Raw genomic sequence first — 25,515 nt, 5'->3', positions numbered from 1 at the left:
GGTTTCCTTGTCATGACCCTCCCGTCCGATCTGCCTGCTGAACTCGCCCACCGTGGCGTGCGCCCGGCCGATCGCCTCGGTTTTACCCTGTTTCTGGCGGCCTTGATTCACTTGGCCCTGCTGTTGGGCGTCGGGTTCGCGGTGGTCGAGCCCAAACAGATCAGCAAAACCCTGGAAATCACCCTCGCCACGTTCAAAAGCGAAAAGAAGCCTGAAAAGGCTGACTTCCTCGCCCAGGAAAATCAGCAGGGCAGCGGCACACTGGATAAAAAGGCGATCCCCAAGACCACCGAGGTCGCGCCTTTCCAGGACAACAAGGTGCAAAAAGTCACGCCACCGCCAGCGGCCAAGCCTGAACAGCAGGAAGCCGCGCCCAAGGCTGCCGTGACCACCGTCGCGCCGAAGCCGAAGAAAGCCCCTGCCAAAACCGAAGAACCCAAGCCTGTCACCAAACCTGCGGTGGCCGCGCCGACATTCGACACTGAACAGCTGTCCAGCGACATCGCCAGCCTGGAAGCGGAGCTGGCCCTGGAACAACAGCTGTACGCCAAACGCCCGCGCATCCACCGCCTGAGCGCTGCCTCGACGATGAAAGACAAGGGTGCCTGGTACAAGGACGAATGGCGCAAGAAGGTCGAGCGCATCGGCAACCTCAACTATCCGGACGAAGCCCGGCGTAAACAGATTTACGGCAATTTGCGCCTGATGGTGTCGATCAACCGCGATGGCTCGCTGTATGAAGTGTTGGTGCTGGAGTCTTCCGGCCAGCCGCTGCTGGATCAGGCAGCCCAGCGCATTGTGCGACTGGCGGCGCCGTTTGCACCGTTTACCGGGGATTTGTCGGATATCGACCGGCTGGAAATCATCCGCACGTGGAAGTTTGCCCGAGGGGACAGGCTTTCCAGTAATTGACCACCACAGGGTTGTGAATCGATTCCCGACATTTGCGGCATTTCCTACACATCCCCAGCTTGTCAGTTCGCCCCTCCAACGCCACACTAGCGCTCATGAAAAACGTCAGCCCCAGCTACCTCAAGCATCAATTCCTGATCGCCATGCCTCACATGGCCGACCCGAACTTTGCGCACACCTTGACCTACATCGTCGAGCACACGGCCAACGGTGCCATGGGGCTGGTGGTCAACCGCCCGCAAGACCTGAACCTGGCCGACATCCTCGAGCAATTACGCCCCGATATCGAACCGCCGGTCCTCTGCCAGCATGTGCCGATCTTCATCGGCGGGCCGGTGCAGACCGATCGCGGCTTTGTCCTGCATCCGTCGGGGAAAACCTTTCAGGCGACCGTTGATCTGGAAGGCGAGCTCTCGCTGTCGACGTCACAGGACGTGCTGTTCGCCATCGCCGATGGCGTGGGCCCAGCGAAAAGCCTGATCGCCCTCGGTTATGCCGGCTGGGAAGCCGGGCAGCTGGAAGCCGAACTGGCGCAAAACGCCTGGCTGACCTGCCCGTTCGACGCCGACATTCTGTTCAACACCAGCAGTGAACTGCGCCTGGAAGCGGCCGCCAGGCACCTGGGCGTCAACCTCAGCCTGTTGACCAGCCAGGCGGGGCACGCCTGATGGCCCTGCGGTTGATTCTCGGATTCGACTACGGCACCAAACAGATCGGCGTCGCGGTTGGCCAGGTGATTACCGGCCAGGCCCGCGAGCTGTGCACATTGAAAGCGCAGAATGGCATCCCCGACTGGGATCAGGTCGAAGCCCTGATTAAAGAGTGGAAGCCCGACGCCGTGGTGGTCGGCCTGCCGTTGAACATGGACGGCACCCCCAGCGACATGTGCCTGCGGGCGGAAAAATTCGCCCGCCGCCTCAACGGCCGCTTCAACCTGCCCTTCTATACCCACGATGAGCGCCTGACCACCTTCGAAGCCAAAGGTGAACGACGTGATCGCGGCGGACAAAAAGGCAGTTACCGTGACAACCCGGTCGATGCCATCGCCGCCGCCCTGCTATTGCAAGGCTGGCTCGACGAAAATGGCGCGCTGTTCGAATCCTGATATACCCAATCCTGAAGAGTCGCGAAGCGGCTCTTTTAGTAACAACCCGAGCCACCTCAAGCACAAGCCGCCTCGGGCCCAAGAAGGAGCAACCATGAGCCTGCCCAATCCCGCCGAACTGATCAGCCAGATGGCAACTGATCTCAAGGCACACCTGGAACACCGGGGTATCAGCGAACCGCGTTACATCGGTATCCGTACCGGCGGCGTCTGGGTCGCCCAAGCCTTGCTCAAAGAGCTGGGCAGCGCGGAACCTCTTGGCACCCTCGACGTATCCTTCTACCGCGACGATTTCAGCCAGAACGGCCTGCACCCGCAAGTGCGCCCATCGGCCCTGCCGTTCGAAATCGAAGGCCAGCACCTGGTGCTGATCGATGACGTATTGATGAGCGGGCGCACCATCCGCGCCGCCATGAACGAACTGTTCGACTACGGACGCCCGGCCAGCGTGACGCTGGTGTGCCTGCTGGACCTGGATGCCGGCGAGCTGCCGATCCGCCCGAACGTGCTCGGCGCGACCCTGTCGCTGGCCGCCCACGAACGCGTGAAACTGTCCGGCCCGGAGCTTGCGCTCGAACTGCAAGACCTTGCCCTTTAATTTGCCCTATTGAGAGTCCCCCTCGCGATGACGCCTCTAGACACCAAGCGCCCGCTGCAGCTCAATGATCAGGGCCAGCTGCGCCACTTCCTCTCGCTCGACGGTCTGCGCCGCGAGTTGCTGACGGAAATCCTCGACACTGCCGACTCCTTCCTCGAAGTCGGCGCCCGGGCCGTTAAGAAAGTCCCGTTGCTGCGCGGCAAGACCGTGTGCAACGTGTTCTTCGAGAACTCGACCCGCACCCGCACCACCTTCGAACTGGCGGCCCAGCGCTTGTCGGCAGACGTGATCACCCTGAACGTGTCGACATCGTCGGCGAGCAAGGGGGAAACCCTGCTCGACACCCTGCGCAACCTCGAAGCCATGGCCGCCGACATGTTCGTTGTGCGTCACGGTGATTCCGGTGCCGCGCACTTCATCGCCGAACATGTCTGCCCGCAAGTGGCGATCATCAACGGCGGCGACGGCCGTCACGCGCACCCGACCCAGGGCATGCTCGACATGCTGACCATCCGCCGGCACAAGGGCGGCTTCGAAAACCTTTCGGTGGCCATTGTCGGCGACATCCTGCACTCGCGGGTCGCACGCTCGAACATGCTGGCCCTGAAAACCCTTGGCTGCCCGGACATCCGCGTGATCGCGCCGAAAACCCTGCTGCCGATCGGCATCGAGCAATACGGCGTGAAGGTCTACACCGACATGACCGAAGGCCTGAAAGACGTCGACGTGGTGATCATGTTGCGCCTGCAGCGTGAACGCATGACCGGCGGCCTGCTGCCAAGCGAAGGCGAGTTCTACCGCCTGTTCGGCCTGACCACCGCACGCCTGGCCGGCGCCAAACCCGATGCCATCGTCATGCACCCGGGGCCGATCAACCGGGGGGTGGAGATCGAGTCAGCGGTGGCCGACGGTCCGCACTCGGTGATTCTCAACCAAGTGACCTACGGCATCGCAATCCGTATGGCCGTGCTGTCCATGGCCATGAGCGGGCAGACAGCCCAGCGCCAATTCGAGCAGGAGAACGTTCAGTGAAGCTCAGCATTCTCGGCGCACGCGTCATCGACCCGGCCAGCGGCCTGGATCAAGTCACCGATATTCACATTGAAGCCTGCAAGATCGTCGCCCTTGGCGCCGCACCGGCCGGTTTTGTCGCCGTCGACACCATCGATGCCACAGGCCTGGTGGCCGCCCCGGGCCTGGTCGACCTCAACGTCGCCCTGCGCGAGCCGGGCTACAGCCGCAAAGGCTCGATCATCAGCGAAACCCGTGCCGCAGCGGCCGGCGGTGTCACTAGCCTGTGCTGCCCACCGAAAACCAAACCGGTGCTGGACACCTCGGCCGTGGCCGAACTGATCCTCGACCGCGCCCGCGAGGCCGGCAACGCCAAAGTCTTCCCGATTGGCGCCCTGAGCAAAGGCCTGGACGGCGAACAACTGGCCGAACTGGTCGCGTTGCGCGATGCCGGTTGCGTGGCCTTCGGCAATGGCCTGGAGAGCTTCCGCAACACCCGCACCCTGTGCCGGGCGCTGGAATATGCGGCGACCTTCGACCTGACAGTGATTTTCAACTCCCAGGATCATGATCTGGCCGAAGGCGGCCTGGCCCATGAAGGCCCGACCGCCAGTTTCCTCGGTCTGCCGGGCATTCCGGAAACCGCCGAAACCGTGGCCCTGGCCCGCGACCTGTTGCTGGTCGAGCAAAGCGGCGTACGCGCGCATTTCAGCCAGCTGACCAGCGCTCGCGGCGTGGCCCTGATCGCCCAGGCGCAGGCACGTGGCCTGAAAGTCACGGCGGATGTGGCGCTGTATCAACTGATCCTGACCGACGAAGCGCTGATCGACTTCAGCAGCCTCTATCACGTCCAGCCACCCCTGCGCACCCGCGCCGACCGCGATGGTCTGCGTGCGGCAGTGAAGTCGGGCGTGGTTTCGGCGATTTCCAGCCATCACCAACCCCACGAACGCGATGCCAAACTGGCGCCGTTCGGCGCGACCGAGCCGGGCATCAGCAGTGTTGAGCTGCTTTTGCCATTGGCAATGACGCTGGTGGAAGACGGTTTGCTGGACTTGCCAACTCTGCTGGCCCGCCTCGGCGCCGGTCCTGCCGAGGCCTTGCGCCTGCCGGCAGGCAAGCTGGCAGTCGGTGGCGCGGCGGACATCGTGCTGTTCGACCCGGCAGCCTCGACCGTGGCCGGTGAAACCTGGCTATCCAAGGGCGAGAACTGCCCGTTCATTGGGCACAGTTTGCCGGGTTTGGTGCGCTACACCCTGGTGGATGGGCGGATCAGCCACCAGGCTTAAGACCCTGTGGCGAAGGAGCTTGCTCCCGCCAGGGCGCGCAGCGGCCTCAAGATGGGCCTGCTACGCAGTCCAGCGGGAGCAAGCTCCCTCGCCACAACTTACTGGAAGGCGCCTCTGTTTTGCGCGTTACGCACCGAGACCTGATCATTCAGCGTCCAGAAGTCATACAACACTCCCAGGAAGAACAACCCGCCCGTCAGCAGGTACAGCAAACCGCTGATCCACTTGCCCTGATACATCCGGTGCACGCCGAACACACCCAGGAACGTCAGCAGAATCCACGCCACGTTGTATTCGATTGGTCCGGCGGTAAAACGCAGGTCCGCTTCACGGTCCATGGCAGGGATCAGGAACAGGTCGATCAACCAGCCAATCCCCAGCAGTCCGAAGGTGAAAAACCAGATCGTCCCGGTCACCGGCTTGCCGTAATAAAACCGGTGAGCGCCGGTGAAACCGAAAATCCACAGCAAATATCCGATCACTTTGCTGTGGGTGTCCTGATACGGAACGGGGGGTTGATAGGTGTTCATGGATGACCTCGATTCACACGATAGATAAATATTCTTGAATTCTTTGTGACTTTTTTACATGCACCCGACATACGGCAAATGTTACCTTCACTTCCGTCAAAGCCTTATACCACCTGACTTCTGTCCGACAATTGCGTCCGTTTGCCGCTTATTTGGTTCCGTTGACCTCCAGGTTCAATCGACCAACGGCCTCGGAAGGGCGGAAAAAGCTGTTATAAAGTTGCGCGTTCACCTATTCGAGCCTTGCCTAATGCGTTCATTTTTCAAGACATGGCTAACCATTTGCCTTTTGATGCCACTGGCCGCCCACGCCACCAATCGTGAGCAACGTCTTCCAAACGTTAATGGTTACACCCCAAAATCCCATGCTTCCGCTCCTTCGAGCAAAAGCAAAAAAGCAGTCAGAACCGCTCCTGAGCTGGTCAGCAAAAGCAGCCTGGTGCCGCCAATGGCCACCAAGGAAAGCAGCAATGTGCTGAGCCGCGCCGTCAACGTCCTCGGTACGCCGTACCGCTGGGGCGGCAGCAGCCCGAGCAAAGGCTTCGACTGCAGCGGCCTGGTGAAGTACGCGTTCAACGACGCTACCTTTGACCTGCCACGTACGTCCAATGCCATGGCCAGCGGTCACGGCGAGAAAGTCGATCGCGATGACCTGAAGCCTGGCGACCTGATTTTCTTCAACATCAAGAGTCGTCGAGTCAACCACGTTGCCATCTACCTGGGCAACGACCGCTTCATCCACGCACCACGTCGTGGCAAGTCGGTGACCATCGACACCTTGAAGAAACCGTATTGGGAAAAGCACTACGTAGTGGCCAAGCGGGTTCTGCCGAAAGAACAGAACGCGTTGCGGGTCGTTCAGCGCTGATCTGAAACCGCCCGTCCTCTGAGGCGGGCGCTTGTGGCGAGGGAGCTTGCTCCCGCTGGAGTGCGCAGCGCTCCCTTTTTTTGGGGCTGCTTCGCAACCCAGCGGGAGCAAGCTCCCTCGCCACAGGCAGCATTCCAATCCTCAAAACCCATCCGGTGACCGCGCCTTCTCCCGCGCATGCTCCCGACTGACCAAGCCCTTGGTCACCAAATCCTTCAAGCCCATATCCAGCGTCTGCATCCCCAACGACCCACCCGACTGGATCGACGAGTACATCTGCGCCACCTTGTCTTCGCGGATCAGATTACGAATCGCCGATGTTCCCAGCATGATCTCGTGAGCGGCAATGCGCCCGCCGCCGATCTTTTTCACCAGTGTCTGCGACACCACCGCCAGCAACGACTCGGACAACATCGAGCGCACCATGGACTTCTCGTCCCCGGGAAATACGTCGACGATCCGGTCGATGGTTTTCGCCGCCGAGGTGGTGTGCAGCGTGCCGAACACCAAGTGGCCGGTTTCGGCTGCGGTCAGTGCAAGGCGAATGGTTTCCAGATCTCGCATCTCTCCCACCAGAATCACGTCCGGGTCTTCTCGCAGCGCCGAGCGCAGGGCCGTGGCGAAACTGCGGGTGTCGCGGTGCACTTCCCGCTGATTGATCAGGCATTTGCGCGATTCGTGGACGAACTCGATCGGGTCTTCGATGGTGAGGATGTGGTGATGGCGATGGTTGTTCAGGTAATCGATCATCGCCGCCAGCGTGGTGGACTTGCCAGAACCGGTCGGGCCGGTGACCAGCACCAGGCCACGAGGCGCGTCGGTCATCTTGCGAAACACCTCGCCCATGCCCAGTTCATCCATGGTCAGGACTCTGGACGGGATCGTGCGGAACACCGCGCCCGCGCCGCGACTCTGGTTGAACGCGTTGACCCGAAAACGCGCCACGCCGGGCACATCAAAGGAAAAGTCGGTTTCCAGGTGTTTTTCGAAGTCGACGCGCTGGGTGTCGTTCATGATGTCGTAGATCAACGCCTGCACTTGCTTGTGGTCCAGTGCCGGCAGATTGATCCGCCGTACATCGCCATCAACCCTGATCATCGGCGGCAGGCCGGCTGACAGGTGCAGGTCGGATGCGCCCTGTTTGGCGCTGAACGCGAGCAGTTCAGTGATATCCATAGCGTCTCTCAATTCCAGTAGAATGCCGCGAACCTTCAGACCGCTGGCGCCTCTTGATGTCCACCATAGCAGACAACATTCAACTGGTTAGTTCGCGCATACACGCGGCAACACTTGCCGCCAACCGCGCCGAAAACAGCGTCCAGCTGCTGGCCGTGAGCAAGACCAAACCCGCACAGGCCCTACGCGAAGCTTATGCCGCCGGACTGTGCGACTTTGGCGAGAACTATCTGCAAGAGGCCTTGGGCAAACAGCTCGAACTGGCCGACCTACCCTTGATCTGGCACTTCATCGGCCCCATTCAATCGAACAAGACTCGCGCTATTGCCGAGCATTTCGATTGGGTGCATTCCGTGGATCGTCTGAAAATCGCACAACGCTTGTCCGAACAACGCCCTGCCGATTTGCCGCCGCTGAACATCTGCATTCAGGTCAACGTCAGCGGTGAAGCCAGTAAATCCGGCTGCACCCCGGCCGATCTGCCAGCCCTGGCCAACGCCATCAGCGCCCTGCCGCGCCTGACATTGCGCGGCCTGATGGCGATCCCCGAGCCGACTGAAGATCGCGCCGCCCAGGATGCCGCTTTTGCTGCCGTGCAGCGCCTGCAAGCCAGCCTGAACCTGCCACTCGACACACTTTCCATGGGCATGAGCCACGACCTTGAGTCGGCCATCGCCCAAGGCGCCACCTGGGTGCGGATCGGTACCGCGCTGTTTGGCGCCCGCGATTACGACAGGCCATAACCCATGGCTGACTCTCTTCTTTATAAGGACCTGACATGAGCAAGACGCGTATTGCCTTTATCGGTGCCGGCAACATGGCCGCCAGCCTGATCGGTGGCCTGCGGGCCAAAGGTCTGGACGCGGCGCAGATCCGCGCCAGCGATCCGGGCGAAGAAACCCGCGCCCGCGTGAGCGCCGAGCATGGCATCGAAGTGTTCGCCGACAATGCCCAGGCCGTCGAAGGTGCAGACGTCGTCGTGCTGGCGGTCAAGCCACAAGCGATGAAAGCCGTGTGCGAAGCCATTCGCCCGAACCTGAAGCCAGGGCAACTGGTGGTTTCGATTGCCGCCGGCATCACCTGCGCCAGCATGAACAACTGGCTCGGTGCCCAGCCCATCGTACGTTGCATGCCCAACACGCCAGCCCTGTTGCGCCAGGGTGTGAGCGGCTTGTTCGCCACCGCCGAAGTGACGGCCGAACAACGCCAGCAAGCCCAGGAACTGTTGTCTGCGGTCGGCATCGCCCTGTGGCTGAACGAAGAGCAGCAACTGGATGCGGTTACTGCCGTTTCCGGTTCCGGCCCGGCCTACTTCTTCCTGCTGATCGAGGCGATGACCGCCGCTGGCGTGAAACTCGGCCTGCCAGCGGACATCGCCGCGCAGTTGACCCTGCAAACCGCTTTGGGCGCCGCGCACATGGCGGTGTCCAGTGACGTCGACGCCGCTGAACTGCGTCGCCGCGTGACCTCGCCTGCGGGCACCACGGAAGCCGCCATCAAATCTTTCCAGGCCAACGGTTTCGAAGCTCTGGTAGAACAAGCACTGGGCGCCGCCGCGCACCGCTCCGCCGAGATGGCTGAGCAACTTGGCCGCTAATCAGCTCTTAATAAGGAATCAATAATGCTCGGACTCAATGACGCTGCCATTTTTGTGATTCAAACCCTGGGCAGCCTGTATCTGCTGATCGTGCTGTTGCGCTTCATCCTGCAACTGGTGCGCGCCAACTTTTACAACCCGCTCTGCCAGTTCGCCGTGAAGGCCACTCAGCCGCTGCTCAAGCCACTGCGCCGGGTAATCCCGAGCATGTTCGGCCTGGACATGTCGTCGCTGGTGCTGGCGCTGCTGGTGCAAATGGTGCTGTTCGCGGTGATCCTGCTGCTCAGCGGCTACTCGGTTGACGTGTTGCTCCTGGTGCCTTGGGCACTGATCGGCATCTTCGCGCTGTTTTTGAAGATCCTGTTCTGGGCGATGATCATCAGTGTGATCCTGTCCTGGGTCGCACCGGGCAGCCACAACCCGGGCGCGGAACTGGTCCAGCAGATCACCGAGCCGGTCCTCGCGCCGTTCCGCCGGATCATCCCGAACCTGGGCGGCCTCGATATCTCGCCGATTTTCGCGTTCATTGTGCTGCAATTGCTGCAAAGCTGGCTGATCCCGCGCCTGGCTTACTACGCGCTGATGCCGAAAGAATTGTTCGGGCTGATCTAAGACCGCGTTATCGTTCATTGCAGCAAGCCGGCTCCTACAAGGGTACGCGTTCCCCTGTAGGAGCCGGCATGCTGGCGATGGTAGCGCCTCGGTCTGACAGGGAAACAATAAGGCCCGGCCTTTGCTTGCTGCTAACCCCACTGGTCTTTAGACTTACGCCTCATTTCAATGAGAGCAGGGTCGATGCCAGCTGCCTTTCCCCCCGATTCTGTTGGTCTGGTGACGCCGCAAGTGGCGCACTTCAGCGAACCCCTGGCGTTGGCCTGCGGTCGTTCGCTTCCAGCCTATGACCTGATTTACGAAACCTACGGCACGCTGAACGCCACGGCGAGCAACGCCGTGCTGATCTGCCACGCCTTGTCCGGCCACCACCACGCGGCGGGCTATCACAGCACCGACGACCGCAAACCCGGCTGGTGGGACAGTTGCATCGGCCCCGGCAAGCCCATCGATACCAGCAAGTTCTTCGTGGTCAGCCTGAACAACCTCGGCGGTTGCAATGGCTCTACCGGCCCGAGCAGCATCAACCCGGACACCGGCAAGCCGTTCGGTGCCGACTTCCCGGTGCTGACCGTTGAAGACTGGGTGCACAGTCAGGCACGCCTGGCGGATCTGCTGGGCATCGGCCAATGGGCCGCGGTCATCGGTGGCAGCCTCGGTGGCATGCAGGCCTTGCAGTGGACCATCACCTATCCGGATCGTGTGCGTCACTGCCTGGCCATCGCCTCGGCTCCCAAACTGTCGGCGCAGAACATCGCCTTCAACGAAGTGGCGCGCCAGGCCATCCTCACCGACCCGGAATTTCACGGCGGTTCGTTCCAGGAACATGGCGTGATCCCCAAGCGCGGGCTGATGCTGGCGCGGATGGTCGGGCACATTACGTACCTGTCCGATGACTCCATGGGCGAGAAATTCGGTCGCGGTCTGAAAAGCGAAAAGCTCAACTACGACTTCCACAGCGTCGAGTTCCAGGTCGAGAGCTACCTGCGTTATCAAGGCGAAGAATTCTCCGGACGCTTTGATGCCAACACTTATCTGTTGATGACCAAGGCCCTGGACTACTTCGATCCGGCAGCCAACTTCGACGATAACCTGGCAAAAACCTTCGAAAACGCCACAGCGAAATTCTGCGTGATGTCGTTCACCACCGACTGGCGCTTCTCGCCTGCCCGCTCGCGGGAACTGGTGGACGCACTGATGGCCGCGCGCAAGGACGTCTGCTATCTGGAAATCGACGCGCCGCAAGGCCACGACGCCTTCCTGATTCCGATCCCGCGTTACTTGCAGGCGTTCGGCAACTACATGAACCGCATTACGTTGTGAGATAGCCATGAGAGCTGATCTGGAAATCATCCAGGAATGGATCCCCGCCGGTAGCCGCGTGCTCGACCTCGGTTGCGGCGACGGCGAACTGCTGACCTGGCTGCGCGACAACAAGCAAGTCACCGGTTATGGCCTGGAAAACGACGCGAACAACATCGCCGAGTGCGTGGCCAAAGGCATCAACGTCATCGAGCAGGACCTGGACAAGGGCCTGGGAAACTTCGCCAGCAACAGCTTTGATGTCGTGGTCATGACCCAGGCGCTGCAAGCGGTGCATTACCCGGACAAGATCCTCGATGAAATGCTGCGGGTCGGTCGCCAGTGCATCATCACCTTTCCCAACTTCGGTCACTGGCGTTGCCGCTGGTACCTGGCGAGCAAGGGACGGATGCCGGTCTCCGAGTTCCTGCCCTACACCTGGTACAACACGCCGAACATCCACTTCTGTACCTTCGCGGACTTTGAAGCCTTGTGTCGCGAACGTGAAGCCAAGGTCATAGATCGGCTTGCCGTGGATCAACAGCATCGGCACGGGTGGGCCAGTAAGCTATGGCCTAATCTGTTAGGTGAGATCGGTATTTACCGCGTCAGCAGCCCGGGGCTTGCAGACCACAAGGTCGCGGTCTGACTCACCACATTTCGAGGAGAACGATCATGGGTCGTCTAACGCTGTTTTTACTTACTGCCTGCCTGAGCGTCACCGCCGTGGCCGCCGACGCCATCAAAGGCGAGCGCAAGGAAACTTTCGGCGACGTCACCGTGCACTACAACACCTTCAACTCCACCTTCCTGACGCCGGACATCGCCAAGTCGGCTGAACTGATCCGCAGCAAGAATCAGGGCGTGATCAACATTTCGGTGATCAAGGACGGCAAGCCGTTGATCGCGCAGGTCAGCGGTGCGGTCAAAGACCTGACCAGCCAAAGCGTGCCGCTGAACTTCAAGCAGGTCACCGAACAAGGTGCGATTTACTACATCGCCCAGTACCCGGTGCCCCAGCAGGAAACCCGCACCTTCGAGATCAAGGTGCAGACCGGTGACAAAATCAACACCATCAACTTCAACCAAGAGCTATTCCCCGGCCAATGATCAACTTCACGCAACTCGTATTGGCCAGCCATAACGCCGGCAAACTCAAGGAACTCCAGGCCATGCTCGGCCAATCGGTGCAACTGCGCTCGATCGGCGAATTCAGCAGCATCGAGCCTGAAGAAACCGGCCTGTCGTTCGTCGAGAACGCCATCCTCAAGGCCCGCAATGCCGCGCGCATCTCCGGCCTGCCGGCGCTGGCCGACGATTCCGGGCTGGCGGTGGATTTCCTTGGCGGCGCGCCGGGTATCTACTCGGCCCGTTATGCCGACGGCAAGGGCGATGCAGCAAACAACGCCAAGCTGCTGGACGCGCTGAAAGACGTGCCGGAAGCTGATCGCGGCGCTCAGTTTGTCTGCGTACTGGCGCTGGTGCGTCACGCCGATGATCCGCTGCCGATCCTCTGCGAAGGCCTATGGCACGGGCGCATCCTGACCCAGGCCAGCGGCGAACACGGTTTTGGCTATGACCCGCTGTTCTGGGTGCCGGAGCGCGATTGCTCCAGCGCCGAGTTGACCCCGGCCGACAAGAACCAGATCAGCCACCGCGCCCGTGCAATGGATCTGCTGCGCCAGCGTCTGGGCTTGAAATGACCCGTGAATCGTCTGCATCGCCACTGATTTTCGGCGGCGATGCGCAATCGCCTCGGACGGCCCTGCCGGTGCTGCCGCCCTTGGCGCTGTACATCCACATTCCGTGGTGCGTACGCAAATGCCCCTATTGCGACTTCAACTCCCACACTGCCAGCCCCGTGCTGCCGGAAGAAGCGTATGTCGACGCGTTGCTGGCCGACCTCGACCAGGACCTGCATGCCGTTTACGGGCGTGAACTGAGCTCGATTTTCTTCGGCGGCGGTACGCCGAGCCTGTTCAGCGCCGAAGCCTTGGGCCGGTTGCTCAAGGGCGTGGAACAGCGCATTGCCTTTGCCAGCGATATCGAAATCACGCTTGAAGCCAACCCCGGCACCTTTGAACAAGACAAGTTCGTGGCGTACCGGAAACTGGGGATCAATCGCCTGTCGATCGGCATCCAGAGCTTCCAGCAGGAAAAACTCCAGGCCTTGGGCCGCATCCACAACGGTGACGAAGCGGTGCGCGCCGCCGGCATGGCACGTCAGGCCGGGTTCGATAACTTCAATCTGGACTTGATGCACGGTCTACCGGATCAGTCCCTGGACGACGCCCTCGCGGACCTGCGCACCGCGATTGCCCTGAAACCGACGCACCTGTCCTGGTATCAGCTGACCCTGGAGCCGAACACCGTGTTCTGGAACCAGCCGCCGACGCTGCCCGAGGACGACACGCTGTGGGACATTCAGGAAGCGGGACAGGCACTGCTCGCCGAACACGGTTACGCACAATACGAAGTCTCGGCCTATGCCCTGCCCGGTCGACCGGCGCGGCATAACCTCAATTACTGGAGTTTTGGCGACTTCATCGGCATTGGCGCCGGCGCCCACGGCAAGCTCAGTCATCCGGACGGGCGTATTGTCCGCACCTGGAAAACCCGGCTGCCGAAGGATTACCTGAACCCGGCAAAGAGCTTCCTGGCCGGCGAGAAAGCCCTGGGCAACGACGAGATGCCGTTCGAATTCCTGATGAACGCGCTGCGCCTGACGGATGGCGTCGAATCGCGGCTGTACCCGGAACGTACCGGCATGACCCTGGAAAGCCTTGCCGAAGGCCGCCGGGAAGCCGAACAAAGCGGCCTGTTGCAGGTCGAACCGTCACGTCTGGTAGCCACGACGCGCGGACAACTTTTCCTCAACGACTTGCTGCAGAAATTTCTGACATAAGGAAATCGAATGGATTTGGTACTCGACCTGCTTGCCACCGTGTCTCGCTGGAGCCGCAGCAACCTCTCGGAAATCGCCCTGGCCCTGGTGGGTTGTCTGCTGGTGCTGTTCGGTGCGGATTTCAAAGGCTGGGTCGACCAACGCCTGGGCAGCATCGCCGGCGCCCTGCGCGTCCCCCTGATGGCCCTGCTGTGCATGATCGGCAGCGGCGCGGCGCTGATCTACGCCACGCCATGGATCGTCAAAGGCTTGAGCCAGTTCAACAACTACAGCCTGGCGCCGGTGTTGCTGGTGGTGTTAGTGCTCATCGGCGTCGTCGCAGACCGCCGCTGATTTGCGGATGTGCAAATAACCTGTAGGAGCCGGCTTGCTGGCGATGGCGTGGCAGACACATCAATGTTGACTGACACGCCATCGCCAGCAAGCCGGCTCCTACAGGTTTGTCGCGCAAGGCTCAGGACTGTTTTTCGAACTTCAGATCCCACACGCCATGCCCAAGACGCTCGCCGCGGCGTTCGAACTTGGTGATCGGCCGCTCGGCCGGGCGTGGTACGCACTTGCCGTCTTCGGCGAGGTTGCGATAACCCGGCGCAACGTTCATCACTTCCAGCATGTATTCCGCGTACGGTTCCCAGTCGGTGGCCATGTGCAGAATGCCGCCAACCTTCAGCTTGCTGCGTACCAGCTCGGCAAACGATGCCTGAACGATACGACGCTTGTGGTGACGACTCTTGTGCCAAGGGTCCGGGAAGAACAGCATCAAGCGATCCAGGCTGTTGTCGGCGATGCAGCGGTTGAGTACTTCGATCGCATCGCAATCGTAGACCCGCAGGTTGGTCAAACCCTGGGTCAACACGCCATTGAGCAGCGCGCCGACACCCGGACGGTGAACCTCGACGCCAATGAAATCCTGCTCCGGCGAAGCCGCTGCCATTTCCAGCAACGAATGGCCCATGCCGAAACCGATTTCCAGCGAGCGCGGTGCCGAGCGACCGAACACCTGGTCGAAGTCCACTGGCGCGTCGGCCAGCGGCAACACGAATTTCGGTGCGCCCTGGTCCAGGCCGCGCTGCTGGCCTTCGGTCATGCGCCCGGCGCGCATCACGAAACTCTTGATGCGGCGGTGTTGGCGCTCGTCGCCTTCTTCCGTCTGGATAGGCGTGTCGTTCGATTCAGTCATCAATGGCTCTTACTTGATCAGACCATCCAGCGGCGAAGAGGCGCTGGCATAGAGTTTTTTCGGCATGCGGCCGGCGAGGTAGGCCAGGCGGCCCGCGACGATCGCGTGTTTCATGGCTTCGGCCATCATGATCGGCTGCTGGGCGTGGGCGATGGCCGAATTCATCAGCACCGCGTCACAGCCCAGCTCCATGGCAATGGTGGCATCGGAAGCGGTACCGACACCGGCATCCACAAGCACCGGGATCTTGGCTTCTTCGAGGATGATCTGCAGGTTGTAAGGATTGCAGATCCCCAGGCCGGAACCGATCAGACCGGCCAGCGGCATCACTGCGATGCAGCCGATTTCCGCCAACTGACGGGCAATGATCGGGTCATCACTGGTGTAGACCATCACGTCGAAACCTTCCTTGACCAGCGTTTCGGCTGCCTTGAGGGTTTCGATCACGTTGGGGAACAGGGTTTTCTGGTCGGCCAGCACTTCCAGCTTCACCAGGTTGTGACCATCGAGTAGCTCACGGGCCAGGCGGCAGGTGCGCACGGCCTCGATCGCGTCGTAGCAACCGGCGGTGTTCGGCAGGAAGGTGTAGCGATCCGGCGACAGCACTTCGAGCAGGTTCGGCTCGCCCTCGATCTGGCCAAGGTTGGTGCGACGCACGGCGAAGGTGACGATCTCGGCACCCGAGGCTTCGATGGCCAGACGGGTTTCTTCCATGTCACGGTACTTGCCGGTACCGACCAGCAAACGCGACTGGTAAGTACGACCGGCCAGGACGAAAGGCTTGTCGCTACGAACGATGCTCATGGGAAATCCTCTGTAGGGCTTGCTGAATGCTGTGGCCACTCGGCCGGACGACTAGCCGCCGCCGATGGCGTGCACGACTTCGACGTTGTCGCCGTCGTTCAACGCGGTGTCTGCATGCTGACTGCGCGGGACGATATCCAGATTGAGTTCGACCGCCACCCGGCGTCCGGTCAAGTCCAGACGGGTCAGCAGGGCCGCAACGGTTTCACCGTCGGGCAGTTCAAAGGATTCGCCGTTCAACTGAATGCGCATACCGGATGCCGCCATCATTTTTAGGGGCTGGCATTCTAGCCCGATCGTGACCTAAAGGTCAGCAACAAGCGTCAAGCGGTCAACGGCAAGCGCCAGGCGGCGAGCCCCAGACAGAACCAGCCCACCAGGAACGCCAGACCGCCAAACGGGGTGACGATACCGAGCTTGCTGATACCCGTCAGCGTCAGCACGTACAGGCTGCCGGAGAACAGCAGGATGCCGATGGCAAAAGAAGCGCCGGCCCACGTCACGAGGCGTCCGGGGATCTGCGTGGCCAGCAATGCGACACCCAATAACGCCAATGTGTGTACCAGTTGATAGGTGACGCCAGTATGGAAAATCGCCAGATACTCGGCGCTCAGGCGGTTTTTCAGACCGTGGGCGGCAAAGGCCCCAAGGCCGACACCGGTGAAGCCGAAAAAAGCGGCCAGCATCAGAAAGCCACGCAGCATGGAGAACTCCAGTCAGACTCGATCAACAGGGTCTGTATAATGGCCCGCTCCACGGGTTCGGCCAAGCCATCTCTATGCTGCGTATCTATTTGCGTCACTTCATCAAGGCCGTGCTCTGGTTCATGGGCGGCAGTGTCTTGCTGGTACTGATCTTCCGCGTGGTGCCGCCACCCGGGACGGCGCTGATGGTCGAGCGCAAGATCGAATCCTGGATCGATGGCGAGCCCATCGACCTGCAACGCTCATGGAAGCCGTGGGATGAAATCTCCGATGACCTGAAGGTCGCGGTGATTGCCGGCGAAGACCAGAAATTCCCCGAGCACTGGGGTTTTGACGTGAACGCGATCAAGGCGGCGCTGGCCCACAACGAACTTGGCGGTTCGATTCGCGGCGCCAGCACCTTGAGCCAACAAGTCTCGAAAAACCTGTTCCTGTGGTCCGGACGCAGCTGGCTGCGCAAAGGCCTGGAAGCCTGGTTCACCGGGCTCATCGAGGTGTTCTGGCCCAAGCAGCGGATTCTTGAGGTGTACCTCAACAGTGTCGAGTGGGACGACGGTGTGTTTGGCGCCGAGGCGGCGGCCAGGCATCACTTTGGCGTGAGCGCCAAAGGTCTCAGCCGCCAGCAGTCGAGTTTGTTGGCGGCCGTTTTGCCCAACCCGCGGGTATGGAGTGCGAGCCATCCGACGGGTTACGTCGCACGTCGCGCAGGCTGGATTCGGCGTCAGATGAGTCAGTTGGGTGGGGACAGCTATTTGGTGGGGTTGAACGATTCACGCCGGGCGCCTTGGTCGCAGTAGCGACCATCAATTTTACAAACACCACAAAACACTGTGGGAGCGAGCTTGCTCGCGATGACGGCCTGACAGTCAACGAAGATGTTGAATGTTCAGTCCTCATCGCGAGCAAGCTCGCTCCCACAGGATCAATCGTCGGGCGTTTTTATTGCTGCTTTGCCGTTATGCGGCAATCGACACTTTGAGCTTGTTCATCGCGCTCTTCTCAAGCTGACGAATACGCTCGGCCGAGACGTTGTACTTCTGCGCCAGGTCGTGCAGCGTGGCTTTTTCTTCCGCCAGCCAGCGCTGGTAGAGGATGTCACGGCTACGGTCGTCCAGCACTTCCAGCGCTTCGTGCAGGTTGTGGTTGGAGTTGTCGCTCCAGTCGGCATCTTCCAGCTGACGCGCCGGGTCGTACCGGTGGTCTTCCAGATAGTTGGCCGGTGACTGGAAAGCACTGTCGTCGTCGGCTTCGGCTGCCGGGTCGAAGGCCATGTCGTGACCGGTCAGGCGACTTTCCATCTCGCGCACTTCCCGAGGCTCCACACCGAGGCTTTCCGCCACGCGATGGACTTCCTCGTTGTTCAACCAGGCCAGACGCTTTTTCTGGCTGCGCAGGTTGAAGAACAGCTTGCGCTGAGCCTTGGTGGTCGCGACTTTCACAATGCGCCAGTTGCGCAGGATGAACTCGTGGATTTCCGCCTTGATCCAGTGCACTGCAAAGGACACCAGGCGCACGCCCATTTCCGGGTTGAAGCGCTTCACGGCCTTCATCAGGCCAACGTTACCTTCCTGGATCAGGTCAGCCTGAGCCAGACCGTAGCCGGAATAGCTACGGGCGATATGTACGACAAAACGCAGGTGGGCGAGCACCATCTGCCGAGCCGCCTCAAGATCCTGCTCATAATAGAGACTCTCGGCCAGTTCACGCTCCTGCTCCGGCGTCAGCAATGGAATGCTGTTGACGGTGTGCACATAGGCTTCCAGGTTTGCACCCGGAACCAACGCGTACGCAGGTTGCAAAGAATTGGTCATACGAAAAAACCTCCGACTTACAGACTCGTGCCAATGGCACTGCGAAAATTGACCGGAAACCGAAAGACAAGTTCCCCTTGAAAATGCAAGGTCAATCACGCGCAAAAAAGATTCTACTTCGGCGCCAGCTCCCTGAGATGACGTGCGACTGCAATCCATGCACCGATATACCCCAACAGCACCGCGCCAAGCAAGAGTGATAGACCATCGGCTACCGGCACGCCGGCCAGCGCGAAATCACTGCCATACAAACCGGCCAGCCCGACGACTGCATCGTTCAGCCAGTTCAGGCCGAACGCCAGCACTCCCCAGGACAGAAGCCCTGCACCGAAGCCATACAGCGCGCCCATATACAGGAAGGGCCTGCGCACATAGCTGTCAGTGCCGCCCACCAGTTTAATCACTTCTATCTCTGTGCGGCGGTTTTCAATATGAAGACGAATGGTATTGCCTATCACCAAAAGTAATGCAGAAACCAGAAGCACGGTCAGACCGAAGACAAAACGGTCTCCCAGCTTGAGGATGGCTGCCAGACGCTCGACCCAGACTAGATCAAGTTGTGCCTGCTGTACCTTGGGCAATTCGGAAAGTTTTTGTCTTAATGCTTCAAGCGCGGGCTTGTCGACTTCGTTCGGCGTCACCAGCACCACGCCGGGCAGCGGGTTCTCCGGCAACTCCTTGAGCGCATCGCCCAGACCGGATTGCTGCTGGAACTCTTCCAGCGCCTGATCGCGCCCCACGTACTCGGCATCGGCTACGCCGGGCATGCCCTTGATCTGCTCACGCAGCGACTCGCCTTCCGCCGGGCTGGCTTCGAGTTGCAGGTACAGGGAAATCTGCGCCGCACGCTGCCAGGAACCGCCCAGACGCTCGACGTTACTTAGCAAAAGTGACAGCCCCATGGGCAAACTCAGGGCAACAGCCATCACCATGCAGGTGAAAAAACTGCCAATCGGCTGCTTGCCCAGACGGCGCAAGCTGTCCAGCAAACTGGCACGGTGGCTTTCAATCCAGGCGCGCAACAGCGTGGCGAAATCCGGGCCGTCATCGTCATCGCGTTTTTTCTTCTGCGGCTGCGGATCGGCGGCCTTGGGGGCCACGCGCTCGGAAACCTTCGGACTGCGTGTCGCACTCATACGCCGGCCTCCCCGTCGCCGATCAATCGGCCGCGTTGCAGGGTCAGCATGCGGTGGCGCATGCGGGCGATCAGCGCCAGGTCGTGACTGGCGATCAGCACGCTGGTGCCGAGACGGTTGATGTCTTCGAACACGCCCATGATTTCCGCCGCCAGACGCGGGTCGAGGTTACCGGTCGGTTCGTCCGCCAGCAGCAAGGCCGGGCGATGAACGATGGCGCGGGCGATGCCGACGCGCTGTTGCTGACCGGTGGACAGATCACCCGGGTACAAATCGGTTTTGTCCGACAGCGCCACACGCTCAAGGGCCGAATCCACGCGCTTGGCGATTTCAGCCTTGGACAGGCCAAGGATCTGCAACGGCAGTGCGACGTTGTTGAACACCGTGCGATCGAACAGCAACTGGTGGTTCTGGAACACCACGCCGATTTGCCGCCGCAAGAAAGGAATCTGGGCGTTACTGATGGTGCTCAGGTCCTGCCCGGCGAGCAGCAACTTGCCGCTGGTTGGACGCTCCATGGCCAGCAACAGCCGCAACAAGGTGCTTTTACCGGCGCCGGAATGGCCGGTGACAAACAGAAACTCGCCCCGACGGACTCGAAAGCTCAGCTCATGCAAGCCGACGTGACCGTTCGGGTAGCGTTTACCGACCTGTTCGAAACGAATCATGAACGCTCCCGCTCGGCAAACAGTGCCTGGACAAAGGGTTCTGCTTCAAAAGTGCGCAAATCGTCGATGCCTTCACCCACGCCGATATAGCGGATCGGCAGGCCAAACTGCTTGGCCAGGGCGAAAATGACGCCGCCCTTGGCGGTGCCATCGAGCTTGGTCAGGGCCAGTCCGGTCAGTTCGACGGTCTGGTTGAATTGCTTGGCCTGGTTGATAGCGTTCTGGCCGGTACCGGCGTCGAGCACCAGCAGCACTTCGTGCGGCGCGTCGGCGTCGAGCTTGCTGATCACCCGACGAACCTTTTTCAGCTCTTCCATCAAGTTGTCTTTGGTGTGCAGGCGACCGGCGGTGTCAGCGATCAGCACGTCGATGCCACGGGCCTTGGCGGCCTGCACGGCGTCGAAGATCACCGAAGCCGAATCCGCGCCGGTGTGCTGCGCGATGACCGGGATCTTGTTGCGCTCGCCCCAGACCTGCAACTGCTCGACCGCTGCGGCACGGAAGGTGTCACCGGCGGCGAGCATGACTTTCTTGCCTTCCAGTTGCAGCTTCTTCGCCAGCTTGCCGATGGTCGTAGTTTTGCCGGCACCGTTGACGCCGACCACCAAAATCACAAACGGCTTGTTCTGCGAGGCGATTTTCAGCGGCTGTTCGACAGGCTTGAGCATCGCCGCCAATTCGGCTTGCAGGGATTTGTACAGTGCATCGGCATCGGCCAGTTCTTTGCGCGCGACCTTCTGGGTCAGGCGCTGGATGATCACCGAAGTCGCCTCCACACCCACGTCGGCGGTCAGCAGACGGGTTTCGAGGTCATCGAGCAGTTCGTCATCGATGGCTTTCTTGCCCAGGAACAGGCTGGCCATGCCTTCGCCGATGCTGGCGCTGGTCTTGGACAGGCCTTGCTTGAGGCGGGCGAAGAAGCCGGCCTTGGATTCTTCGGTGCGTACCGGTTCGACCGGCGCTTCGACAGGTGCGTCGACAACTGGAGCAATAACAGGTGCAGGTGCAGGTGCAGGTGCAGGTGCAGGTGCAGGTGCAGGTGCAGGCTCGGGCGACTGAACAACGGGTGCAACGAATGCCGGAATGACCGGTTCGGGCACAGCTTCAACTTCAACGACCGGCTCAACAACCGGAACTGGCTCAGGGGCAAAAGCCGCCGGAGCAGGAATCGGTGGCGTCACATGCGGCGCCAGCGCGTCTTCGACCAGCGCCACCGGCTCTTCGGCCACCGGCAAGGTCAGCCACGGTTCGGCGGCCGGGGTCAGCGGCAGTTCGGCGGTGATTTCAGGCTCAGGCTCGACGGCCGGTTGCAGCACCGGCTCGGCGATGGGCAAGACTGCCGGCGCTGGCGCTTCTTCTATTACCGGCGCCGGTGGTGGCTCAGGAAGTGGCTGTGGCTGTTCGACGACGGGTTCCTGCGGCTTTTTGCGCAGCCATCCGAACAGGCTTTTCTTCTCGCCAGCCGCAGCTGGGGTCTTCTTGTCGTCGTTGGAACCAAACATGGAGGACGGCTATCTCACGGTAGCGACGCGCCAATGGCGCCCCGGCAAATAAATTTTCGATGCAGAACAGACTGCGATTGACCCAGCTTGTTCACGCGCAACATTTTGTCGAGGTGCGAACGGCACCTTACAAAAACGATTTCACTAAGGACTGATGCGGAAAAATCGGCGAAAAAGCAGAGTCTAGTTGATAAACCACAGCCTTCTGCCGTAAACCCAAACAACCTGATCAAACGCAAAGGCCTGATAGGCGTGGCCGCCAGTAAAACGGATCAGTATCCTAGCACCCTCTCGCCCGCCGACGCTAAGACCTAGCGGGCAGCCCCAAAGGTTTAAACACGAATGAATGCTCTAGCCCGCCGCGCCGCAGGCCTGCTGCTCAGCACAGTTTGTCTGCCCCTCTCGGCCTTGGCTGCCGACCCACAACCCACCCACGAATTTACCCTCGACAATGGCTTGAAGGTCGTCGTGCGCGAAGATCATCGCGCGCCAGTGGTGGTTTCCCAGGTCTGGTACAAGGTTGGCTCCAGCTACGAGACACCGGGTCAGACCGGTCTGTCCCACGCCCTGGAACACATGATGTTCAAGGGCAGCGAAAAAGTCGGCCCCGGCGAAGCGTCGCTGATACTGCGCGACCTCGGCGCCGAAGAGAACGCCTTCACCAGCGACGATTTCACCGCGTACTACCAGGTGCTGGCCCGTGATCGCCTGGGCGTCGCCTTCGAACTGGAAGCCGACCGCATGGCCAGCCTGCGCCTGCCGCCGGACGAGTTCGCCCGCGAGATCGAAGTCATCAAGGAAGAACGTCGCCTGCGTACCGACGACAAACCCATGTCCAAGGCCTACGAGCGCTTCAAGGCCATGGCCTACCCGGCCAGCGGCTATCACACGCCGACCATCGGCTGGATGGCAGACCTGGAACGCATGAAAGTCGAAGAGCTGCGCCACTGGTATGAATCCTGGTACGCGCCCAACAACGCCACGCTGGTGGTGGTCGGCGACGTGACGCCTGAGGAAGTCAAAACCCTGGCCCAGCGCTACTTCGGTCCGATCGCCAAACGTGCCGTGCCTGCCGCGAAAAAACCGCTGGAACTGGCCGAGCCCGGCGAGCGCCAGATCACCCTGCACGTGAAGACCCAATTGCCCAGCCTGATGCTGGCATTCAACGTGCCGGGCATCGCCACCGCTGAAGACAAACGCTCGGTGAACGCCCTGCGCCTGATTTCCGCACTATTGGATGGCGGCTACAGCGCACGCATCCCGACTCAACTGGAGCGCGGCGAAGAATTGGTGTCCGGCGGTTCGTCGAGCTACGACGCCTACACCCGTGGCGACAGTCTGTTTACCCTGTCGGCAACGCCCAACAGCCAGAAAAACAAAACCATCGCCCAGGCCGAAGCCGGTTTGTGGAAGTTGCTTGAGCAGCTGAAAACCACCGCGCCGACCACTGAAGAACTGGAACGCGTGCGGGCACAGGTCATCGCCGGCCTCGTTTACGAGCGCGATTCGATCACCAGCCAGGCCACGGCCATCGGTCAACTGGAAACCGTCGGTCTTTCCTGGAAACTGATGGACACCGAACTCGCCGATCTGGAAAGCGTGACCCCGCAAGACATCCAGAAAGCCGCCAGGCTGTATTTCACCCGCGAACGTCTCAGCGTCGCCCATGTACTGCCAGAGGAGACGACTCATGAGTGAGCGTAAAAAACCGCGCCTGGCCCTGTTCGGCCTTATCGCCGTCGCGCTGATCGGGTCCGCCGCGTTCTATTTTTCGAAGACCGGCGAAACCAGCGCCAGCGAAGCGCTGGACAAGGCCAAGGCCAGCCAGAAGCTGCAATCGCTGACCGAACTCAACGGCAAGGCGCCAAGCCACCGCACACTCGACGTGCAGACCTGGAACACCGCCGAAGGCGCCAAAGTGCTGTTCGTCGAAGCCCGCGAGCTGCCGATGTTTGACATGCGCCTGATCTTTGCCGCCGGCAGCAGCCAGGACGGCAATACACCGGGCCTGGCACTGCTGACCAACGCCATGCTCAACGAAGGGGTGGCCGGCAAAGACGTCAGCGCCATCGCCCAAGGCTTCGAAGGCCTGGGGGCCGATTTCGGCAATGGCGCTTACAAAGATATGGCGGTTGCTTCGCTGCGCAGCCTCAGTGCCCCGGACAAGCGTGAACCGGCGTTGAAGCTGTTCGCTGAAGTCGTCGGCAAACCGACCTTCCCGGCCGACTCGTTCACCCGCATCAAGAACCAGATGCTCGCTGGCTTCGAGTACCAGAAACAGAACCCCGGCAAACTGGCCAGCCTGGAGTTGATGAACCGCTTGTACGGCGCTCACCCGTACGCGCACGCCAGTGATGGCACGGCCAAATCCGTTCCCACGGTGACCCTCGAGCAACTGCGCGCCTTCCACGAGAAAGCCTATGCAGCGGGCAACGTGGTGATCGCGCTGGTCGGCGACTTGTCGCGCACCGAGGCCGAGACCATTGCGGCGCAGGTTTCCAGCGCCCTGCCCAAAGGCCCGGCCCTGCCGAAAATCGCCCAACCGACCGAACCCGAGGCCAGCATCGGTCACATCGAGTTCCCGTCCAAACAGACCAACCTGATGCTCGCGCAACTGGGCATCGACCGTGACGATCCCGACTATGCAGCCCTGTCGATGGGCAACCAGATCCTCGGCGGTGGTGGCTTCGGTACGCGACTGATGAGCGAAGTGCGCGAGAAGCGTGGCCTGGCCTATGGTGTGTATTCGGGTTTCAGCCCGATGCAGGCGCGCGGCCCGTTCATGATCAACCTGCAGACCCGCGCCGAGATGAGCGAAGGCACCCTGAAACTGGTGCAGGACGTCCTGGCGGACTACCTTAAAACCGGCCCGACCGAAAAAGAACTCGACGATGCCAAGCGCGAACTGGCCGGCAGCTTCCCGCTGTCTACCGCCAGCAACGCCGACATCGTCGGCCAACTGGGCGCCATCGGCTTCTATAATTTGCCGTTGAGTCATCTGGAAGACTTCATGCAACAGTCCCAGAACCTGACCGTCGAGCAAGTCAAGGCAGCCATGAACAAACACCTGAGCACGGACAAAATGGTCATCGTCAGCGCTGGCCCGACCGTGCCGCAAAAGCCGTTACCGGCCCCTACTGATAAACCTGCCGAGCAACCGCTCGGGGTCCCGGAGCATTAATGGCCACTTCCCGCCCTAAAAAACCTGTTCACAACGTGCACAACGGCGTGAACCAATTGCGCATCATCGGCGGCGAATGGCGCAGCCGTAAACTGAGCTTCCCTGACGCCCCGGGCCTGCGCCCGACACCGGACCGGGTGCGTGAAACCCTGTTCAACTGGCTGGCGCCTTACGTTCCCGGCGCCAAGGTGCTGGACCCGTTCACCGGCAGCGGCGCGCTGTTCCTCGAAGCCTTGTCCCGTGGCGCCGCCATGGGCCAGGCGCTGGACGCCAGCAGCCTTGCGGTGTCGAGCCTCAAGGAGCATCTGGGCACATTGCGCTGCACCACCGGCCAGGTTCAGACCGCCGACGCCCTGCGCTACCTGGAAACCCAGACTGCCACAGCCTACGACCTGGTGTTCCTCGACCCGCCGTTCAATCAGAACCTGCTGCCCGCCGTTTGCGCCCTGCTCGAAGAACGCCAATGGCTGGCCGAGGATGCCTGGGTGTACACCGAAAGCGAGTCAGCGCCGTCGACCCTCGGCCTGCCGCAGAACTGGCGTCTGCACCGGGAGCAAAAATCCGGGCGGGTGTACTATTCACTTTGGCAGCGCAGCTCTGCTCCAACTGTGTAACTTGTAACGG

30 protein-coding genes are annotated in these 25,515 nt (G+C 61.0%); 20 read left to right on the top strand and 10 right to left on the bottom strand.

The features are described from left to right. Positions 1-12: 12 nt before the first annotated feature. The 6 genes from KHO07_RS01745 to KHO07_RS01720 all read left to right on the top strand — a co-directional run bounded on the left by KHO07_RS01745 (position 13) and on the right by KHO07_RS01720 (position 4,915). Complete coding sequence (locus tag KHO07_RS01745) at positions 13-912, top strand: energy transducer TonB (protein WP_212626327.1); 900 nt, start codon at positions 13-15, stop codon at positions 910-912. Between the two features lie 95 nt (positions 913-1,007). Beyond that, positions 1,008-1,580 (top strand): YqgE/AlgH family protein, encoded by a 573-nt coding sequence (locus tag KHO07_RS01740; protein ID WP_150734165.1) that lies wholly within the window; start codon positions 1,008-1,010, stop codon positions 1,578-1,580. After that, a complete protein-coding gene (gene ruvX, locus KHO07_RS01735; RefSeq protein ID WP_150734164.1) occupies positions 1,580-2,017 on the top strand; it encodes a Holliday junction resolvase RuvX in 438 nt (145 codons plus the stop codon). The genes KHO07_RS01740 and ruvX overlap by 1 nt, the downstream gene beginning before the upstream one ends. Positions 2,018-2,111: 94 nt before the next feature. Beyond that, on the top strand, positions 2,112-2,615 hold the full coding sequence (gene pyrR, locus KHO07_RS01730; RefSeq protein ID WP_150734163.1) for a bifunctional pyr operon transcriptional regulator/uracil phosphoribosyltransferase PyrR: 504 nt from the start codon (positions 2,112-2,114) through the stop codon (positions 2,613-2,615). 27 nt (positions 2,616-2,642) lie between these two features. Beyond that, positions 2,643-3,647 (top strand): aspartate carbamoyltransferase catalytic subunit, encoded by a 1,005-nt coding sequence (locus tag KHO07_RS01725; RefSeq protein ID WP_020797380.1) that lies wholly within the window; start codon positions 2,643-2,645, stop codon positions 3,645-3,647. After that, a complete protein-coding gene (locus KHO07_RS01720; RefSeq protein ID WP_150734162.1) occupies positions 3,644-4,915 on the top strand; it encodes a dihydroorotase in 1,272 nt (423 codons plus the stop codon). The genes KHO07_RS01725 and KHO07_RS01720 overlap by 4 nt, the downstream gene beginning before the upstream one ends. A 98-nt stretch (positions 4,916-5,013) precedes the next feature. On the opposite strand, the gene KHO07_RS01715 is transcribed toward KHO07_RS01720, so the two are convergent. Further along, the gene (locus KHO07_RS01715; RefSeq protein WP_150734161.1) at positions 5,014-5,445 is read right to left on the bottom strand and encodes a TM2 domain-containing protein; all 432 of its coding nucleotides are present in this window, start codon (positions 5,443-5,445) and stop codon (positions 5,014-5,016) included. Positions 5,446-5,695: 250 nt separating this feature from the next. Between KHO07_RS01715 and KHO07_RS01710 the strand changes: the two genes are divergently transcribed. After that, complete coding sequence (locus KHO07_RS01710) at positions 5,696-6,313, top strand: C40 family peptidase (protein WP_212626326.1); 618 nt, start codon at positions 5,696-5,698, stop codon at positions 6,311-6,313. A 141-nt stretch (positions 6,314-6,454) separates the two neighbouring features. Here KHO07_RS01710 and KHO07_RS01705 read toward each other — a convergent pair whose 3' ends face one another. After that, positions 6,455-7,489, bottom strand: a complete 1,035-nt coding sequence (locus tag KHO07_RS01705) for a type IV pilus twitching motility protein PilT (protein WP_150734159.1) — start codon at positions 7,487-7,489, stop codon at positions 6,455-6,457. A 56-nt stretch (positions 7,490-7,545) separates the two neighbouring features. Here KHO07_RS01705 and KHO07_RS01700 point away from each other — a divergent pair, with 56 nt between their 5' ends. The 9 genes from KHO07_RS01700 (at position 7,546) to KHO07_RS01660 (ending at position 14,238) form a co-directional block, all read left to right on the top strand. Continuing rightward, positions 7,546-8,232 carry a YggS family pyridoxal phosphate-dependent enzyme gene (locus KHO07_RS01700; protein ID WP_212626325.1) on the top strand — a complete coding sequence of 229 codons (687 nt, stop codon included), beginning with the start codon at positions 7,546-7,548 and terminating at the stop codon, positions 8,230-8,232. 35 nt (positions 8,233-8,267) lie between these two features. Then, positions 8,268-9,086, top strand: coding sequence for a pyrroline-5-carboxylate reductase (proC, locus tag KHO07_RS01695; RefSeq protein ID WP_150734157.1), 819 nt, complete (start codon positions 8,268-8,270; stop codon positions 9,084-9,086). 24 nt (positions 9,087-9,110) lie between these two features. After that, the gene (locus KHO07_RS01690; RefSeq protein WP_212626324.1) at positions 9,111-9,698 is read left to right on the top strand and encodes a YggT family protein; all 588 of its coding nucleotides are present in this window, start codon (positions 9,111-9,113) and stop codon (positions 9,696-9,698) included. Between the two features lie 183 nt (positions 9,699-9,881). Then, positions 9,882-11,021 carry a homoserine O-acetyltransferase gene (locus KHO07_RS01685; protein WP_212626323.1) on the top strand — a complete coding sequence of 380 codons (1,140 nt, stop codon included), beginning with the start codon at positions 9,882-9,884 and terminating at the stop codon, positions 11,019-11,021. 7 nt (positions 11,022-11,028) lie between these two features. After that, positions 11,029-11,649, top strand: a complete 621-nt coding sequence (metW, locus tag KHO07_RS01680) for a methionine biosynthesis protein MetW (protein WP_150734155.1) — start codon at positions 11,029-11,031, stop codon at positions 11,647-11,649. A 26-nt stretch (positions 11,650-11,675) separates the two neighbouring features. Continuing rightward, positions 11,676-12,110: a DUF4426 domain-containing protein gene (locus tag KHO07_RS01675; RefSeq protein ID WP_212626322.1), complete on the top strand. Its 435-nt coding sequence runs from the start codon at positions 11,676-11,678 to the stop codon at positions 12,108-12,110. Further along, positions 12,107-12,703, top strand: a complete 597-nt coding sequence (gene rdgB / locus KHO07_RS01670; RefSeq protein ID WP_150734153.1) for an RdgB/HAM1 family non-canonical purine NTP pyrophosphatase — start codon at positions 12,107-12,109, stop codon at positions 12,701-12,703. Before KHO07_RS01675 ends, rdgB begins: the two co-directional genes overlap by 4 nt. After that, positions 12,700-13,905, top strand: a complete 1,206-nt coding sequence (gene hemW / locus KHO07_RS01665) for a radical SAM family heme chaperone HemW (RefSeq protein ID WP_150734152.1) — start codon at positions 12,700-12,702, stop codon at positions 13,903-13,905. The genes rdgB and hemW overlap by 4 nt, the downstream gene beginning before the upstream one ends. Before the next feature lie 9 nt (positions 13,906-13,914). Then, positions 13,915-14,238, top strand: a complete 324-nt coding sequence (locus KHO07_RS01660; protein ID WP_212626321.1) for a DUF3392 domain-containing protein — start codon at positions 13,915-13,917, stop codon at positions 14,236-14,238. A gap of 121 nt (positions 14,239-14,359) precedes the next feature. On the opposite strand, the gene trmB is transcribed toward KHO07_RS01660, so the two are convergent. The 4 genes from trmB to KHO07_RS01640 all read right to left on the bottom strand — a co-directional run bounded on the left by trmB (position 14,360) and on the right by KHO07_RS01640 (position 16,593). Continuing rightward, positions 14,360-15,085 carry a tRNA (guanosine(46)-N7)-methyltransferase TrmB gene (trmB, locus tag KHO07_RS01655; RefSeq protein WP_077046063.1) on the bottom strand — a complete coding sequence of 242 codons (726 nt, stop codon included), beginning with the start codon at positions 15,083-15,085 and terminating at the stop codon, positions 14,360-14,362. Between the two features lie 9 nt (positions 15,086-15,094). Further along, the gene (locus tag KHO07_RS01650) at positions 15,095-15,889 is read right to left on the bottom strand and encodes a thiazole synthase (RefSeq protein WP_032884143.1); all 795 of its coding nucleotides are present in this window, start codon (positions 15,887-15,889) and stop codon (positions 15,095-15,097) included. Positions 15,890-15,940: 51 nt separating this feature from the next. Then, positions 15,941-16,141 carry a sulfur carrier protein ThiS gene (gene thiS, locus KHO07_RS01645; protein ID WP_050562648.1) on the bottom strand — a complete coding sequence of 67 codons (201 nt, stop codon included), beginning with the start codon at positions 16,139-16,141 and terminating at the stop codon, positions 15,941-15,943. Positions 16,142-16,212: 71 nt separating this feature from the next. Continuing rightward, positions 16,213-16,593: a DUF423 domain-containing protein gene (locus KHO07_RS01640; protein WP_150734151.1), complete on the bottom strand. Its 381-nt coding sequence runs from the start codon at positions 16,591-16,593 to the stop codon at positions 16,213-16,215. 74 nt (positions 16,594-16,667) lie between these two features. Between KHO07_RS01640 and mtgA the strand changes: the two genes are divergently transcribed. Continuing rightward, positions 16,668-17,390, top strand: a complete 723-nt coding sequence (mtgA, locus tag KHO07_RS01635) for a monofunctional biosynthetic peptidoglycan transglycosylase (protein ID WP_150734150.1) — start codon at positions 16,668-16,670, stop codon at positions 17,388-17,390. 159 nt (positions 17,391-17,549) lie between these two features. Here mtgA and rpoH read toward each other — a convergent pair whose 3' ends face one another. The 4 genes from rpoH to ftsY all read right to left on the bottom strand — a co-directional run bounded on the left by rpoH (position 17,550) and on the right by ftsY (position 21,710). Further along, complete coding sequence (gene rpoH / locus KHO07_RS01630; protein ID WP_056853991.1) at positions 17,550-18,404, bottom strand: RNA polymerase sigma factor RpoH; 855 nt, start codon at positions 18,402-18,404, stop codon at positions 17,550-17,552. Positions 18,405-18,517: 113 nt separating this feature from the next. Then, entirely contained in the window at positions 18,518-19,540 is a 1,023-nt protein-coding gene (gene ftsX / locus KHO07_RS01625) for a permease-like cell division protein FtsX (protein WP_150734149.1), read from the bottom strand. Continuing rightward, a complete protein-coding gene (ftsE, locus tag KHO07_RS01620; RefSeq protein WP_003229148.1) occupies positions 19,537-20,208 on the bottom strand; it encodes a cell division ATP-binding protein FtsE in 672 nt (223 codons plus the stop codon). The genes ftsX and ftsE overlap by 4 nt, the downstream gene beginning before the upstream one ends. After that, positions 20,205-21,710, bottom strand: a complete 1,506-nt coding sequence (ftsY, locus tag KHO07_RS01615; RefSeq protein ID WP_212626320.1) for a signal recognition particle-docking protein FtsY — start codon at positions 21,708-21,710, stop codon at positions 20,205-20,207. Before ftsY ends, ftsE begins: the two co-directional genes overlap by 4 nt. A gap of 342 nt (positions 21,711-22,052) precedes the next feature. On the opposite strand from ftsY, the gene KHO07_RS01610 reads away from it, so the two are divergent. From KHO07_RS01610 to rsmD, 3 genes are read left to right on the top strand one after another with little or no spacing between them, the layout of a single operon-like run. Continuing rightward, a complete protein-coding gene (locus KHO07_RS01610) occupies positions 22,053-23,408 on the top strand; it encodes a pitrilysin family protein (protein WP_212626319.1) in 1,356 nt (451 codons plus the stop codon). Continuing rightward, positions 23,401-24,891, top strand: coding sequence for a pitrilysin family protein (locus tag KHO07_RS01605; protein ID WP_212626318.1), 1,491 nt, complete (start codon positions 23,401-23,403; stop codon positions 24,889-24,891). The genes KHO07_RS01610 and KHO07_RS01605 overlap by 8 nt, the downstream gene beginning before the upstream one ends. Next, positions 24,891-25,505, top strand: a complete 615-nt coding sequence (gene rsmD, locus KHO07_RS01600; protein ID WP_150734145.1) for a 16S rRNA (guanine(966)-N(2))-methyltransferase RsmD — start codon at positions 24,891-24,893, stop codon at positions 25,503-25,505. The genes KHO07_RS01605 and rsmD overlap by 1 nt, the downstream gene beginning before the upstream one ends. Positions 25,506-25,515: the final 10 nt, after the last annotated feature.

Source organism: Pseudomonas sp. PP3, assembly GCF_905336995.1.
Classification (GTDB): Bacteria; Pseudomonadota; Gammaproteobacteria; order Pseudomonadales; family Pseudomonadaceae; genus Aquipseudomonas; species Aquipseudomonas reinekei.
The sequence above is the reverse complement of the archived record's forward strand: the minus strand, read 5'-3'. Positions and strand labels throughout refer to the sequence as shown.